Annotated in this window: 16 protein-coding genes; 12 read left to right on the forward strand and 4 right to left on the reverse strand. The window is 55.0% G+C overall.

Annotated elements, in window-relative coordinates; genetic code table 11:
• Positions 1-234: 234 nt before the first annotated feature.
• The 5 genes from NG99_RS12340 (at position 235) to NG99_RS12360 (ending at position 4,525) form a co-directional block, all read left to right on the forward strand.
• Positions 235-897, forward strand: coding sequence for a DUF3313 domain-containing protein (locus NG99_RS12340; protein WP_034892968.1), 663 nt, complete (start codon positions 235-237; stop codon positions 895-897).
• A gap of 140 nt (positions 898-1,037) precedes the next feature.
• Entirely contained in the window at positions 1,038-1,664 is a 627-nt protein-coding gene (locus tag NG99_RS12345; protein ID WP_034892971.1) for a paraquat-inducible protein A, read from the forward strand.
• Positions 1,657-2,277: a paraquat-inducible protein A gene (locus tag NG99_RS12350; RefSeq protein WP_034892974.1), complete on the forward strand. Its 621-nt coding sequence runs from the start codon at positions 1,657-1,659 to the stop codon at positions 2,275-2,277. The genes NG99_RS12345 and NG99_RS12350 overlap by 8 nt, the downstream gene beginning before the upstream one ends.
• A complete protein-coding gene (locus tag NG99_RS12355) occupies positions 2,274-3,920 on the forward strand; it encodes a PqiB family protein (protein ID WP_034892977.1) in 1,647 nt (548 codons plus the stop codon). Before NG99_RS12350 ends, NG99_RS12355 begins: the two co-directional genes overlap by 4 nt.
• Positions 3,920-4,525, forward strand: a complete 606-nt coding sequence (locus NG99_RS12360; RefSeq protein WP_034892980.1) for a PqiC family protein — start codon at positions 3,920-3,922, stop codon at positions 4,523-4,525. The genes NG99_RS12355 and NG99_RS12360 overlap by 1 nt, the downstream gene beginning before the upstream one ends.
• A 398-nt stretch (positions 4,526-4,923) precedes the next feature.
• Here the strand turns inward: NG99_RS12360 and NG99_RS12365 are convergent, their stop codons facing one another.
• Both NG99_RS12365 and NG99_RS12370 read right to left on the reverse strand, forming a co-directional pair.
• A complete protein-coding gene (locus NG99_RS12365; protein ID WP_034892983.1) occupies positions 4,924-5,556 on the reverse strand; it encodes a TetR/AcrR family transcriptional regulator in 633 nt (210 codons plus the stop codon).
• Between the two features lie 248 nt (positions 5,557-5,804).
• Positions 5,805-6,713, reverse strand: coding sequence for a LysR family transcriptional regulator (locus NG99_RS12370; RefSeq protein WP_034892985.1), 909 nt, complete (start codon positions 6,711-6,713; stop codon positions 5,805-5,807).
• A gap of 113 nt (positions 6,714-6,826) precedes the next feature.
• Between NG99_RS12370 and NG99_RS12375 the strand changes: the two genes are divergently transcribed.
• Positions 6,827-7,459: a nuclear transport factor 2 family protein gene (locus NG99_RS12375; protein ID WP_072017589.1), complete on the forward strand. Its 633-nt coding sequence runs from the start codon at positions 6,827-6,829 to the stop codon at positions 7,457-7,459.
• 72 nt (positions 7,460-7,531) lie between these two features.
• On the opposite strand, the gene NG99_RS12380 is transcribed toward NG99_RS12375, so the two are convergent.
• Together NG99_RS12380 and NG99_RS12385 are read right to left on the reverse strand one after the other, a co-directional pair.
• Complete coding sequence (locus NG99_RS12380) at positions 7,532-8,125, reverse strand: TetR/AcrR family transcriptional regulator (RefSeq protein WP_034892987.1); 594 nt, start codon at positions 8,123-8,125, stop codon at positions 7,532-7,534.
• Positions 8,126-8,195: 70 nt separating this feature from the next.
• Positions 8,196-8,378, reverse strand: coding sequence for a hypothetical protein (locus NG99_RS12385; protein WP_034892990.1), 183 nt, complete (start codon positions 8,376-8,378; stop codon positions 8,196-8,198).
• A gap of 68 nt (positions 8,379-8,446) precedes the next feature.
• Between NG99_RS12385 and NG99_RS12390 the strand changes: the two genes are divergently transcribed.
• The 6 genes from NG99_RS12390 (at position 8,447) to NG99_RS12410 (ending at position 14,224) form a co-directional block, all read left to right on the forward strand.
• The gene (locus NG99_RS12390) at positions 8,447-9,202 is read left to right on the forward strand and encodes an SDR family oxidoreductase (protein ID WP_034892993.1); all 756 of its coding nucleotides are present in this window, start codon (positions 8,447-8,449) and stop codon (positions 9,200-9,202) included.
• A 120-nt stretch (positions 9,203-9,322) separates the two neighbouring features.
• Positions 9,323-9,523 (forward strand): hypothetical protein, encoded by a 201-nt coding sequence (locus NG99_RS29235; protein WP_157032623.1) that lies wholly within the window; start codon positions 9,323-9,325, stop codon positions 9,521-9,523.
• A 10-nt stretch (positions 9,524-9,533) separates the two neighbouring features.
• Complete coding sequence (locus NG99_RS12395) at positions 9,534-10,610, forward strand: Gfo/Idh/MocA family protein (RefSeq protein WP_034892995.1); 1,077 nt, start codon at positions 9,534-9,536, stop codon at positions 10,608-10,610.
• Positions 10,607-11,437 (forward strand): sugar phosphate isomerase/epimerase family protein, encoded by an 831-nt coding sequence (locus tag NG99_RS12400; protein WP_198138767.1) that lies wholly within the window; start codon positions 10,607-10,609, stop codon positions 11,435-11,437. The genes NG99_RS12395 and NG99_RS12400 overlap by 4 nt, the downstream gene beginning before the upstream one ends.
• Before the next feature lie 9 nt (positions 11,438-11,446).
• Complete coding sequence (locus NG99_RS27615) at positions 11,447-12,241, forward strand: alpha/beta hydrolase (RefSeq protein WP_052130683.1); 795 nt, start codon at positions 11,447-11,449, stop codon at positions 12,239-12,241.
• 501 nt (positions 12,242-12,742) lie between these two features.
• Positions 12,743-14,224 (forward strand): PTS mannitol transporter subunit IICB, encoded by a 1,482-nt coding sequence (locus tag NG99_RS12410; RefSeq protein ID WP_034893001.1) that lies wholly within the window; start codon positions 12,743-12,745, stop codon positions 14,222-14,224.
• The last annotated feature ends 39 nt before the right edge of the window (positions 14,225-14,263 follow it).

Below are 14,263 nucleotides of genomic sequence, written 5' to 3' on the forward strand. Positions count from 1 at the left end.
TCTCCCCCGCCCCTGCGTCAGAGGCAACGTTCACCGCCGAAACATTTTGTTGACAGTCTGAAGATTGTAATCAAAACTAGCCCGTACAGTTATACAGTAATCACCCCCTGGCTGTCACGCTTTGCCTGACGGCTTTTTTAAGGACAAACGCCGCCTTATCTCAACCGGATTGGGCGGCGTTAAAAGCCAGAAATAATGGGGTTTCCACTCCCTAAACACTACAGGACATTTCAAATGATGACGCTATCCCGGGCCACCTGCCCAGTTTTGATTTCGCTGGCCATTCTGCTTAGCGGTTGCTCCAGTAATCAGCCCGTACGCTATGCCGGTATCGATTCTGCCGCACAACTCACTGCCAATACCGGCGATAATGCTGACCGCATTCCTTACCGCTATGCTCCTCCGGTGGACTGGAGTAAATACCATTCTATGGTGATCGAGCCGGTAACGCTTTATCAGGGTAGCGACAATCAGTTCGGCGACATGGAACAGGCAGACCGCCAGCAGTTGGCGAGCTACATGCAGAAAAAGTTTAGCGAGGAACTGCGCCCGCGTTTTCGACAAGTCTCTGCGCCCGCCCCCGATGCCCTGCGCCTGAAGTTAACGCTTACCGGTGCCGATACCACCACCCCATTCGTCGGCACTTTCACCAAGTTCGACCTGGCCGGTGGTCCCTACAATATCGTTCAGTCCATCCGCGGTGGTCAGGGGATGTTCAGCGGCTCGGTGAATTATGCCGTCGAAATTTACGACGCATCGACCAATCATCTCCTGCATGCCTATCTCGCCAAACAGTATCCGAACGCAATGAATGTCTCCGCCAGCGTTGGCTCGCTGAGTGCTGCGGAAGTGGGTATTGATAAAGGGGCCGAAGAGCTTGCTGAGCAATTGAAATAACGCCTGAGCCTCCTAAGGCAGCTTTGTCACGCCACACCAGGGCGACGGAGATCAACTCTCCCCACGGATAAAATAGCAGACCGGTTGTTGAGCCGGTCTGCGCTTACATTGTCTCTCAAGCGGGTTTCACTCAACTGAACATGAAAATATATCCTTCCCTGACCGTCTGCCCGCAGTGTGACAGCGTTTACCGCTATCGCCCTTATACGCCGGGGAGAACGGCAGTTTGCCAACGCTGTCAGGCCGTACTCTGGCGGGGCGACGGCAGCGCGGCCCATCACCTTCTGCCCCTTACGATAGCGGCCGCCGTCACTTTTTCTGTCGCCTGCATCAGCCCGGTGTTGCAGGTCGATTTTCATGGCGTCAACAATGAGGTGACGCTCTGGCAGGCGGCATGGGCGCTTTCATCAGGGGAGACACTGCCGCTGCTGGCGCTGTGCGCCCTGTTTTTACTGATGGCCGCGCCTGCGTTGCAGATTAGCCTGCTGAGCTGGCTGCTGCTGTTTGCCCGCTATCGTCGCCCTGCGCCAGGTTTTATCACCCTGATGAAAATGCTGCGATGGCTGCGCCCATGGAGCATGGTGGAAGTGGGAATGCTGGGCTTTGTGGTGGCCGCCGTTAAGCTGTCTTCTTTACTCGAGGTTGCCGTCGGGCCGGGCGGCTGGGCACTGGCCGCAGCTGGCACGCTGATCATTATCATTACCCGCCACGATCTTCACCCTCTCTGGGCGCTGATGCCCGTTGCCCCGGACAATCACCATGAGTAACGTGCCTTTTGCCCGTGAAGTCGGCGTTCGCGGCTGCCGTTTATGCGGATTAGTCTGTGAATATTTGCCGCCCCCATCGCCAGCCGGGTGCTGTCCACGCTGCCATTCAGAGCTGGCAGCCAGCCAGTCGCAGAATCTTTATGGTTGCTGGGCATTGCTGCTGGCCGCGATGATTTTCTACCTTCCCGCTAACGTCCTGCCGGTGATGTATACCAGCCTGTTTGGTCGGGGCAGCGAAAGTACCATTTTGTCCGGCGTGATCGAGTTCTGGCGCAGCGGTTCTTACGCTATTGCCGCCGTTATTTTTATCGCCAGCGTAGCGATCCCCTGTATGAAATTTCTGTCGCTGAGCGTGCTGCTGGTCGCTGCCGGTCGAAAAAGCCGCTGGGCCAGGCGTGAACGCACGCGGCTGTATCGTATCACCGAGTGGATCGGCTGCTGGTCGATGCTGGATGTAGTGGTGGTGGCAGCAGTCTGCGGTCTGGTCCGGTTCCACTCGCTGAGCGAAGCTGAGCCACGCCCCGGCATCCTGTTCTTTGCTCTGGTAGTCATACTGACCATGCTTTCAGCCCTGAGCTTTGAGCCAAAATTAATCTGGGAAGGTGATGAATGAACCATTGGCAAGCTGGCGAACCGCTGCTCAAACGGCGGCACTGGCGTAATGCCCTTATCTGGCTGGTCCCGGTTAGCGCGCTGCTGATCGCCATATCAATGCTGGTTCAGGTCCGGCTGGCCGCCGGGCCTGAGATCACCATCACCTTTCGCAGCGCAGCCGGGCTGGAAGCGGGCAAAACCGCCGTCAAATATAAAGACGTTACGGTGGGCGTGGTTAAAGACATTACCCTCAGCCCGGACGATTCGCAGGTAGTGGTCCGGGTGCAGCTGGCAAAAAGCGCGCATAACCTGACCCGTTCCGACACGCGATTCTGGGTCGTCCGGCCGCGTATAGGCGTTAGCGGCGTCAGCGGTATCGATACCCTGCTTTCCGGGGCCTATATCGGCGTGGATCGGGGGGAATCGACCGGGACCCGCACTGAATTTACCGGTCTTGAAATTGCGCCAGCGATCATCAGTGATACGCCGGGCAGTCAGTTTATCATTGAGGCTGACGATCTTGGTTCGCTGGATGCCGGCTCACCGGTTTACTATCGCCGGGTTCAGGTGGGACGAATTGCCTCGTATCATCTGCGCAAGGACGGCAAGGGTGTGGCGCTACGGGTGTTTATCGAGGCGCCTTACGATCGGCTGGTCACCGCTGATTCCCGGTTCTGGAATGTCAGCGGGGTTGACCTTTCCGTAAGCGGCGACGGTTTTCATTTAAAGACCCAGACCGTTGCGGCGATCATTGCTGGCGGCATCGCTTTCGCCACGCCGGAACACCGTTCAGCCCCCGCAGAAGATAGACCGGCCAGCTTTTCACTGGCGTCAGACCAGGATACCGCAATGGCTCCGGCCGATGGACCAGCCATACCTTTCCAGTTGCGTTTTGAAAGTACCGTGCATGGTCTCGCCGTGGGTGCTCCGGTAGAGTTCTCCAGCGTAAAAATCGGTCGGGTGATTTCCGTCAGCCTCGATTACAACCCTGACGGCTATCGTTTTCCGACGGTGGTGGGTATTGAGGTTTATCCCTCCCGTATGGGGCATGTGCTGGACAAACTGCCGCGCGCCAGCGCAAACAATGTCGCTTATGAGACGGCTGTATTCACCCGAGATCTGGTCGCTCACGGGCTGCGCGCGCGCGCAACCTCCAGCAGCCTGCTGACTGGTCAGCTGTATATCTCCATTGATTTTGTCCCTGACGCGCCGAAGGTGGCCTTTGACATGACGGCGCATCCGCTACGCCTGCCGACCCTGAACGGCGGCCTGGACAAAATTCAGGAGCAGATGGCCGGGATAGTCACAAAAATCAACAAAATGCCGCTGGAATCCATCGGTAATAATCTCAACGGCACTCTGGCAGCGCTCGGTAAAACGTTGGCAACAGTGAATAACCAGACGCTGCCAGCCGCGAACAGCCTGATGAAGCAAACGCAGAAGACCACGGAACGCGCTCAGGATCTGTTGGCAGAAGACTCTCCGCTGCTGCTCTATTTCATGCAGACGCTACAGGAGGTCAGCCGAACGCTGCATACCGTACGCAGCCTGAGCGACCAGCTCGATCGCCATCCTGAGTCATTATTGCAGGGACGACCCGCTGACCCAGCTATAGCAGAAAGTACCGGGGCGCATTCGGGTTCCACCAAAGGAAAATACTGATGAAAATAGTACTACGGCCTCTGGCCTTCGGCGTATTGCTGTCCCTGGCCGCCTGCTCATCGCCGCCGGTACGTTATCACACGCTGGTCAGCCCGGCGTTGCCGGTCAGCCCCACCTCCCCGGTCCCTTTTGTGATTGAGATGCTGCCCGTCGGCGTACCAGCCCAGTTGGACACGCAAAATGTCATCATCAGATCGGGAAACAGCAGCATTGCCGTGCTCGATAATGACCGCTGGCTCAGCCCGCTGGGCGATGAGCTGCAAACGGCGCTGTCGACACAAATTACGCAGCGCCTGGGAACGCAGGATGTTGCGGGACTGGCCCGTGAAGAGGATAAACCGGTGGTGCGAATACTGGTGCAGGTCAGGCGCTTTGACAGCTGGCCGGGGAATTTCGCGCGTCTTGACGCACACTGGAGCCTCTCAACCCGACAGGGAGAAGAACGACGCCGGATCGTATGCAGCAGCCATTTAATACAAAATACGACGGGAGATTATACGCAGCTGTTTGCCGCCTGGCAGGATCTGCTGGCGAGAATGTCCGCTCAAATTACAACTACCGCAATCCGGTGGTCAGCGAGCGGAACGGGAACCTGCCCTTCTTAGTGAGATGAGTCACGATCTCGAAAGGGGTAAAAGACCGGGCCAGTTACCTGGCCCGGGCAGAATACAGACTATTTTTTACAGATGGCTGCCGATAGAAAGGCAGCCGCTTAACATCACTACCGTGGCGATAACGCCGAGCACTCCCAGAATTTTCATTCCGCCTCCCGATTAACAAAGATTCGCCTGTTCATCAGAACAGCGACACGCAGCCAGTCAGAAGCAGCACGGACGAAATCACACCTATCATGACAACAACGTTCATCTTACTCTCCATAACGCCAGTTAAAATACTGTACGGTATAGTTTATTAAATGAGTAAAAATTGTCAAGCCTCATAGCGACCTGTACAAGGCGATGACGTTCAGTTGGTCGCGACTGTCGGAGATATTATGAAGAAGCTAGTTTTTACCGCCGTCCCGCGGCAGCGCGCCATAGAGGAACATCTTGACGCCGTTCCTGACCATTTGCTTGATCTGGGCCGGGGTAAAGCGCGGCAACTCCCGTTGAAAGAGTAAAATTTCGGTCTCGGCTTTTACCAGCGTGCCAAACTGCATGGCGAAGAACATGGGATCACCTTCCCGCAGCTCCCCGGTTTTTATCGCTTCGTCCATCACCTGCGCCAGTTTTTCCATACTCTGCCGGATACCTGACTCGCGGAACAAAGTGCCGATATCGGAATGCCCGGCCTCTCCCACCACCACACGGTAAATCTGTAGCGCAGGATTCTCACCGGTAAGCACCTGAAGCATAAGCTCGCCAAATCGGGTAAGCTTTTGCTCCAGCGAGCGCGACTCACTTCCGGGCTCGGTAAGAGAAGCCGCCGCCTCGGTCATAAAATTGGCGCTGTAAGTGCGTACGATCGTCTCAAAAAGCGCTTCTTTCGACGTAAAATAGTTATAAAGGGTGGCTTTCGAGCCCCCGACACGTTTGGCGATGGCATCCATCGACGCGCGCTCATACCCTATTTCCTGAAAAAGCTCCGCAGCGGCGGTGATTATGGCCTGTCGCCGCTCTTCTGTTAGTGTTCTCATAGATTCTCTCCCTGTTTTTACTGAGATCGTGGAGGCCAGTTATGACGATAAATAACTAAACAGTACAGTTAATTTACGCAATTATGCCACATTTCCCCGCGTCATGGTAACGCTGACATTATAAAACGGTAGGCGCAGCGCATTTACATCATGCTCGCCGACGGCCAGCGAGCGCATAATAACGCCCCACCAGCCGTTTGCTCACGCCAGAAACGCTCACGGAGTTAGCCGCTTGCCGCAAAGATAAATCACTGCTGACGCAGCCAGTCGATAAGCGCCCTCATCGCCGGAGACATCGATTTCCCCGCCGTCCAGCAAAGGTAATATCCGGGAAACGCCATTTCCCACTCGTCGAGAATGCGGCACAGCGCGCCGGATATAAGATGCGCGCTGACCCTTTCCGCCGTCACCTGAGCAACGCCGGTCCCGGCGATGGCGGCCTGAAACTGCCGCTCACGGTCGTCCACCAGCAGATTGCCGGTGACCGGAATATTTTTTAGCTGCCCGTTATCCATAAATTGCCAGGGTTCCGCCGCCAGCGCTCCCGGCCAGCGCCAGCCAATACAGTTGTGCTGGCGCAAATCCTCCGGCTGCTTAATCGCCGGATGCTTTTCCAGATAAGACGGAGCAGCCACCACTATTTGATGCAGTTGCCCGCCGACGGGCACCGCAACGAGTCCAGGATCGAGCACTTCCCCAAGCCGGAGAGAAAGATCGTAGCCTCCCGTAACAAGGTCGACAGGAGAATCATGAGTCGTCGTATCAATATGCACATCGGGAAAAGAGGCGAGAAAGCCGGGTAGCTTGCGATCCAGAAACATCTCGGCCGCCGAGCGGAAGGCATGAATGCGGATTTTTCCCTTTATAATTTTACTGTTGGTATGTGCGTGAGTGAGCGCCCCGGCAAGGTTCTCTAACAGGGGAGCGGCCTGCTGATAAAGCGTTTTGCCATCCTCAGTGAGATTTACCGAGCGCGTGGTGCGGTTGAAAAGTCGCAACCCCAGACGTCCCTCAAACCCGCTTATCTGCTGGCTGACTGCGGACGCTGACACGCCCAGCAACTCGGCAGCGGCTCTGAAATTCAGCTGTTCCGCTACGGTAATAAACATTTTCAGCGCCAAAAAGTCCGAACTGTTAATCATTGTCAGCTCTGCCATTATTAATTTCAGGTAATCACTTCAGTAAATAAATAGCAGATTATGTCATCAGGAAGAACAGTTATAGTGAGGGAATCGCTACACTCAAACCTTTATCTGGGGGAGAATCATCAATGGCAGATGAAAACAGCTTCACCGTAGAACAGCGGCTGCGGATAATCGAAGACAAACTGGCTATCTACGAACTTATCGCCGCTCATCCCCCCAGCGCCGATACCGGCCTCGCCGAATATACGGCTTCAGTCTATCGGCAGGATGGCGTTTTTTATCGCGGAGAGGGACTGGATGGCGCCACAGGCGTGGAGGCTATCGCGGCATTTATTCTCAGGCCTGCTCATGAGGAAGCCATTCAGGGTGGGTTAGCGCATTTTGCCGGGTTACCGCTTATCGACTTGCGCGGCGACACGGCCATTGTCACCTCCTATTTGCAGCTTTTACAGCTGGATAAACAGGGCGAGCGGCGCGAGATGGCGAATCATGGCTTTTCCACCGGATACCGCATCCATCGGGTTGTTGTCAACCGCTGGGAACTTGAACGCCACGCCGGGCGCTGGAAAATACGCAGCCGAACCCTTCTTCCCGTCGATGGCAGCGAGGCGCCACGTCAGCTGTTAGCGCGCGGTCTTTCCGATGTTCTCAACGCTACGCGCCAGAATTCACTACCGGTGGCGGCACGAGATGATGCAGTTTCCCCCTCTTCGCCTCGTCAAAATTCACCTGCTGATCGTGGCCCCTCTTTTGAGTAAGGAGCACTGTGGAGATGCCAGAAACATTCTGCGAGGTACCTCTCGCCCCAACTGGCGCCCTCTGTGGCGCGCTCAGGCAGCAAGCGCGATCGTGATGTTATCGATGACCGGCTGCACAATTTGCTGGAAAACGTCAGCATCATTAAAAGCACGCGCCGCCAGCATCGCACCATGTACCGTCGCCATCAGTAACCTGGCCTCGGAGGAGGGGGAGCCGCTGAATTGAAAGAGATGTTCACTTTCCCCTCTGATCAGTAAAGAGGCCAGCCAGTCGGAGAGATCGGTGAAATGCCCGGAAACTTCGGCGGCAACTTCCGGCGGCAAGGTAGGTAACTCGACGGCAAGCATGACGCAAATACAAAATGGCGAGGAGCCGTCCCGAATACAGGTTGACCAGTAATCGGCATAGGCCTGAAGCTCAGCCACCGGGTTATTTATCTGGCGACTCAGCGCCTGCATTCCCATCCGGGCCTCTTCGCGATAGGCGGTAACCACTACCCTGACCAGTTCCGCTTTACTCGGAAAATGATGGTGAACACTCGCTTTGCGAATATTTACCTTTTCAGAAATATCGGCAAAGCTGAAGCTCCGGTAGCCGCCGGAGGTCAGCAACTGTCTGGTATATGAAATAATTTCGTTTGCTTTCAGTGAACGCTCAGTGGTCATAGTCACGAATCCAGGGGTTAAAAAGCGGCTTACTAAGACAGAGGATATCAGAGCGTTGGCAACAAACCTACTAACAGGTAGCCTGACGGGGATTTTCTGCTTGTCTGGCTACGCTGCGGTAAATATAATCAGCAGGCATGTCCAGCATGTCGTAGGCGTTACCGTCATCCAACGCGCCCAGATACCCCAGGGTCTCAGCAGAGAAAACGGGGATCGTAAGGCGCGACCTCATCTCTTCCATCCAGGCTATCATCACAGACCTCCGGTCAGATAGCCGCTGTCGTCGCCTTTCCACCTGCTATAGCCGGAGAGGAGATTGTTTTGAACATTAGCGATAACACCATGCTGATTACGGGCGCCACCAGCGGTATTGGGCGCGCGCTGGCCGAAGCGTTCCACGCGCGCGGCAACCAGGTCATTATTACCGGGCGCCGCCAGGCTCTGCTCGACGAAATCACCACTGCCAATCCAGGCATGGCCGGTTTCAGGCTCGATATACACAATGACGCTCTGCTGGCTTCCCTTGGCGCACAGATCAGATCGCGCTTTCCTGAACTGAACGTGGTGATTGCCAACGCAGGGATTTCGCGGGCCGAGGATCTCGTCGATGATGACTGGAATGCCGACGCCGCAGACGAAGTAGTCAGAACGAATATCCTTGGCACTCTACGTACGGCGGCGGCGTTCCTGCCGCTTATTAAACGGCAGCCGGACGCCACCTTTATGGCAACCAGCTCCGCGCTGGCGTTCGTTCCCAGGGCAGACTTCCCAACGTACTGCGCCAGCAAAGCGTTTCTGCACTCCTGGCTGGTTTCTCTGCGTCACCAGCTGCGCCATATTCCGGTTGAAGTCCTTGAGCTTTCGCCGCCTTACGTGCAGACCGAACTCACCGGCAGCGCTCAGATAGCCGACCCACGAGCAATGCCGCTGGCGAAGTATATCGCCAGGGTGATGACGCTGATTGAGCACCATCAGCACCCGAACGGGGAGATTCTGCTAGCAGGCGATAAGGCGCGCCGCTGGGCTGAAAAAGAAGGCACCTTTGATACCCTGTTCCACGCCATGAACCCAGACTGATCTCCGGCCTGCGCCGTGGCCTGTTCGCTTTTAATTTATTGGCTATGCCGGTCAAGGACGGATAGCCCAGCGGCGCAATTTTCTCTCGCGCGTCATTAAGCGTCAGCGGGTTCCAGCCCGGTGAGCGACTCCCGCCTTTCATTTCCGGTTTTAGGTGGAATGCCCGGCGGTTATTTGCGACTCAAATCACAAATAACCGCCATTACAGCCGAAAACTGGCAACTTAATCCGGCGATTTCTTCAGTTTTCCGTCTTTCCCCCAGCAGAAATAATGACAGCTATCAGGAGCCGTTAACCGGTAAGTCGTCATCAAACTTTTGAGGAGATAGCCATGTCAGCTGAGGAAAAGAAACTGCGCGTCGGCGTACTGGGCTGTGGCCCGATTTCGCAGGCGGGGCATTTTGAGGCCTGTACTAAGGCCTGCAATGTCGAACTTTATGCCATTTGTGACGCCGCTGACGATCTGCGCGAGCGGATGAAACAACTCTGGCAGCCAGCCAAAGCCTATGCCGATTATCAGCAGATGCTGAACGATGAAAACGTCGATGCGGTGATTATCGCCACCGCTGACGCTTTTCATATTACCCTGGCCATTATGGCGATTAACGCCGGTAAACATGTGCTCGGTGAAAAGCCGCTGGGCCTCTCAATTGAGGAAAGTGAGGAGCTGGTCGATATTGTCAGCAAAACCTCACTCCTGTTCCAGATTGGACATATGAAACGCTTTGATGGCGGGATTCAGGCCGCACGAGATTTTATTCAGAGCGGAATGGGACAGCTCGTCGCCTATAAAGGCTGGTACTGCGATAACAGCCAGCGTTACCTGACGATTAATGCCGTCCAGCCTCAGGTGCTGCTGAGCGAGGCCAAACGTAAACCTAAAATTGCACCCAAGGCCGATCTGCAACAATACAATTTATTGTCCCACGGTAGCCACCTGCTGGACACGGCCATGCACCTGGCTGGCGACATCACCGAAATTGAAGCTCACTACCTGAAACGAGCCGGACACCAGTGCTGGTTAATGAACGCGACATTTGCCGACGGTACGCTCGGGCAGCTTGATCTGACGCTGGGCGTGCATATGGACTGGCATGAAGGCTTCCAGATTTACGGTGAAAACGGCAGCGTGGTGGGCAAAACCTATAACCCGTGGCTGTATAAATCCAGTGAGGTGGAAATCTTCAGTAAAATCACCGGTAATTTCACCCGCCCTCTGGCGGCAGACGGTCAGTTCTATCGTCGTCAGCTGGAAGCATTTGCTGACTGCATCCTCAATGATAAGCCGATTGCCCGCGCAGCCACCCTCGCAGAAGGCCTGCAAACCGTGAAGACGATGGTAGCCATTCAGGAATCTACCCGTACAGGTCAACCCGTGCGTGTGGCTGACGCAAAAGGATCGGTATGATGGATAAGGGAATTTTTTCTAAGACCTTCAGCACCGACAGCGTCGACCAGAATTTTGCCCTGATCGGCAGCTTAGGTTACCAGGCCACGCAGTTCAATTTTGCCAGCGCGGGCCTGCCAGCGCTGCCGGAAACGATTTCACCTCAGGTCATTGCCGCCATCACAGCGGCAAGCGGCAGACATCACGTCAGGCTTGAAGCCATTTCCGCCACCTTCAACATGACCCACCCGGACCCTGCCGTCATCGCCTCCGGCATGAGGTGCCTGGAGGCCATCTGCGCAGCGGCACAGCAGCTGGCCTGCCCGCTGGTTACACTCTGCACCGGCACCCTGGACGCAGAAGATCAGTGGCGTTTTCACCCGGATAATAATACGCAGCGTGCATGGGAAACGCTGGTTACCTCAATGCGGCAGGCGCTGCGCATTGCGGAAAAATATGACGTAACGCTGGGTATCGAGCCTGAACTGGCCAATGTGATCAACTCAGCGAAGAAAGCGCGGCGGCTGATTGATGAGCTGGGCAGTCAACGTCTGAAAGTTATCTTCGACCCGGCAAATTTGTTTGAGCAAGCCACGCTTGATCAGCAGCACACCGTTGTGCAGGAGGCGTTAGAGTTACTTGGGCAGGACATCGCCATTGCCCATGCGAAGGATCGCACGGCGGACGGGACGTTCACCACCGCCGGGCGTGGCGTACTGGATTATGGTTTCTATTTGAAGCAGCTCCGCGCCAGCGGATTCGATGGCTGCGTGGTAACGCATGGTCTGGCGGCCAGTGAAGCTGGCGAGGTATCAGCCCTGCTTGATGCCTGTCTGAAGATGGCCTGACGGGAGGCAATGATGCTGCACACTTTTCAGCATAACGGGCTGAGCTTACAGTATTACGATAATCAGCAGGAGGGTCCGGTCATCGTTTTTCAGCATGGCCTGACCGGCAATCATCTGCAGACGCGCGGCACCTTTACCGATGGTAATTACCGCCTGATCACCCTCAACTGTAGAGGGCATGGCGATTCTGACCTTGGCCCGCTCGCTGAGCTGAGCATCAGTACCTTCGCCGATGATGTTATTGCGCTACTGGACCATTTGCAGCTGCGCTCTGCCTCAGTCGCGGGGATTTCAATGGGAGCTGCGATCTGTGCGGTACTGATCGCGCGCTATCCCGGCAGAATTAACTCTGCGACGCTGGTGCGGCCAGCGTTTCATCGTAAAAGAGCGCCGGAAATTCAGCAGGTGCACTGTCTCGTCGCAAACTATATTGAATTTTACGGCCCGGAAGTTGGCCTCAAGCATTTTAAAGAGACGGAGAGTTATGAAACCCTCGCGCGCAAATCGGCCGATAACGTGAATTCACTGGTCGCCATGTTTGCTATGGACCCGGCGCGAGTGGTTCCTTTACTGAAAATGATCGGGATGGGCGATCCCTGTTTTGACGCCAAAGCCATTCGCCAGGCGGGCATTCCGCTGCGGGTAATTGGGACATTTTATGATGAAATCCATCCCGTCCGTAAGGCGGAAATTATTCGTCTGGATTTAGGCATAGCGTCGGTTGATATTGCCTATCCCAAAATACTGAACCGCGATCGCTACAATCAGGATGTTACCGCGGTGATTAAAAGCAACCTGGTCTGAAGCGTCCCCGCTATTGTTCATTCACCGCACGTTTTTCCTGCGGTGAATGCTCTTGCGCTGATGGCCTGAAACGCGCCTCCGCTTGACCTCGATCGCTTGCCAGAGGCATAAACCCGTTTGCCTTCTAACAGGTCTCGCCTGAGCCTGACCTCATCCCTGCACTAACTGTCGCGCCCCCGCTTAAGTTTCATCAATACGCTGCCGCCAGCGACAATACGGCAAGGCTCGCCGTTGCCATGCCGTCTCCCGGCATCGAACTCTTCTTCAGTGCAAGACGCAAAATGTGACCATTCCAGCATCTTCAGAAAAAAGATCCTAAAGCGTTCAGATTGCTATTGAAAGCCGTTACGTAAGGCGTATCTTCAAAGATGACTAGACATCTTTATGTTGTACAGTCTTATTAACAAAATCTTACTCTGACCAGATAACATGCCGCGACCCTACCCATGCCGACACCAGGTTACGAGTCAGCTTTGATGACACCAGAACAGGATAATCACTATGAGCAAGACATCACTACGCGCGAGAATGCAAAGCTTCGGCGGCTTTCTCACCGCTATGGTCATCCCCAATATAGGCGCGTTTATGGCCTGGGGGTTTATCACCGCGCTGTTCATTCCAGCCGGTTGGCTGCCGAACAAAGAATTTGGTTCTCTTGTCGAACCGATGATCCGCTACATGCTGCCGATGCTGGTTGGCTATACCGGCGGTAACATGGTGGGCGGTAAACGCGGTGCCGTCATTGGCACCGTTGGCACCATGGGCGTGATTGTCGGGACCAATGTCCCCATGCTGCTTGGCGCAATGGCGATGGGACCGCTGGGAGGGCTGGTTAGCAAATATATCGATCGTCTGCTTGAGAATCGCATTCCGGCGGGGCTGGAAAACGTGGTGCAGAACTTTGCCATGGGCCTTGCCGGCATGGTGCTGGCGCTGTTGGGTTATGAATTTATTGGCCCGTTTATGCTGGCGATCACCAACGTTATCGCTTATGCCATTGATGGCCTGTTAAAAACAGGCTATCTGCCGACGCTGGCCCTACTCATCGAACCAACCAGAGTGCTGTTCCTCAATAATGCCATCGATCAGGCCATCTTCTACCAACTGGGGATGAAAGATGCCGCGGTCAACGGCAGCTCTATCTTCTTCATGGTGTTTGCCAGCCCTGGTCCTGGCCTTGGACTGCTGCTGGCATTCTGTTTATTCGGTAAAGGGATGGCGAAAAAATCCGCTCCGGCCGCCACCATCATCCATATCTTTGGCGGCATTCATGAAATGTACTTCCCGTACGTTTATATGAAGCCATTAATGATTATTCCCCTGATGATTGGCTCTGCCGCAGGGATTGAAGTCTTCTCGCTGATGCATGCCGGACTGGTGGCCGGTGCCACCCCTGGCTCTATTTTTGCCTTTATGGCGCTGACCCCTCCGGGTAAATTCCTTGCCACGCTCAGCGGCATTGGATCGGCAGCGATCGTGACCTTTATCGGCGCCAGCATCGTGCTGAAGTTTGATCGCTCAACGGAGGAAAACGACAGTTTCTCTTCCTCTCAGGCGGTCATGCAAACGACCAAAGCCGCTGGGATGAGCGAAGCCTATGCCAACGCGAAGCAAGAAATTCAGGCAACCTCAAGCCGCGACAAAGAAAGAGCGGTTCCGGTCAGTCGCTTACGGTTTATTGCTTTTGCCTGTGATGCCGGCGCGGGTTCCAGCGCTATGGGCGCCACCACCTTCCGTAAGAAACTGCAAAAATTAGACCTCCCCTATGAGATTACGGTCAAACATTTTGCTATCGAGAGTATCCCTGACCAAGCAGACCTGGTGGTAGTGCATCAGAATCTTGCCGAACGCGTGCGAATGAGCAAGGACGTGCCGATTATTGAGATAAAAAATTATCTCGGAGATCCTCGTCTTGAAGAACTATTGCAAGAGATGAAAAAGCAGGCGCTGGATACTTCAGAAAACAGCCTGTCAAATGTCTAGGTTATCCCGGCCCTTCGGGGCCGTTTAAACGCAGGAGTG

Source organism: Erwinia typographi, assembly GCF_000773975.1.
GTDB classification, from domain to species: domain Bacteria; phylum Pseudomonadota; class Gammaproteobacteria; order Enterobacterales; family Enterobacteriaceae; genus Erwinia; species Erwinia typographi.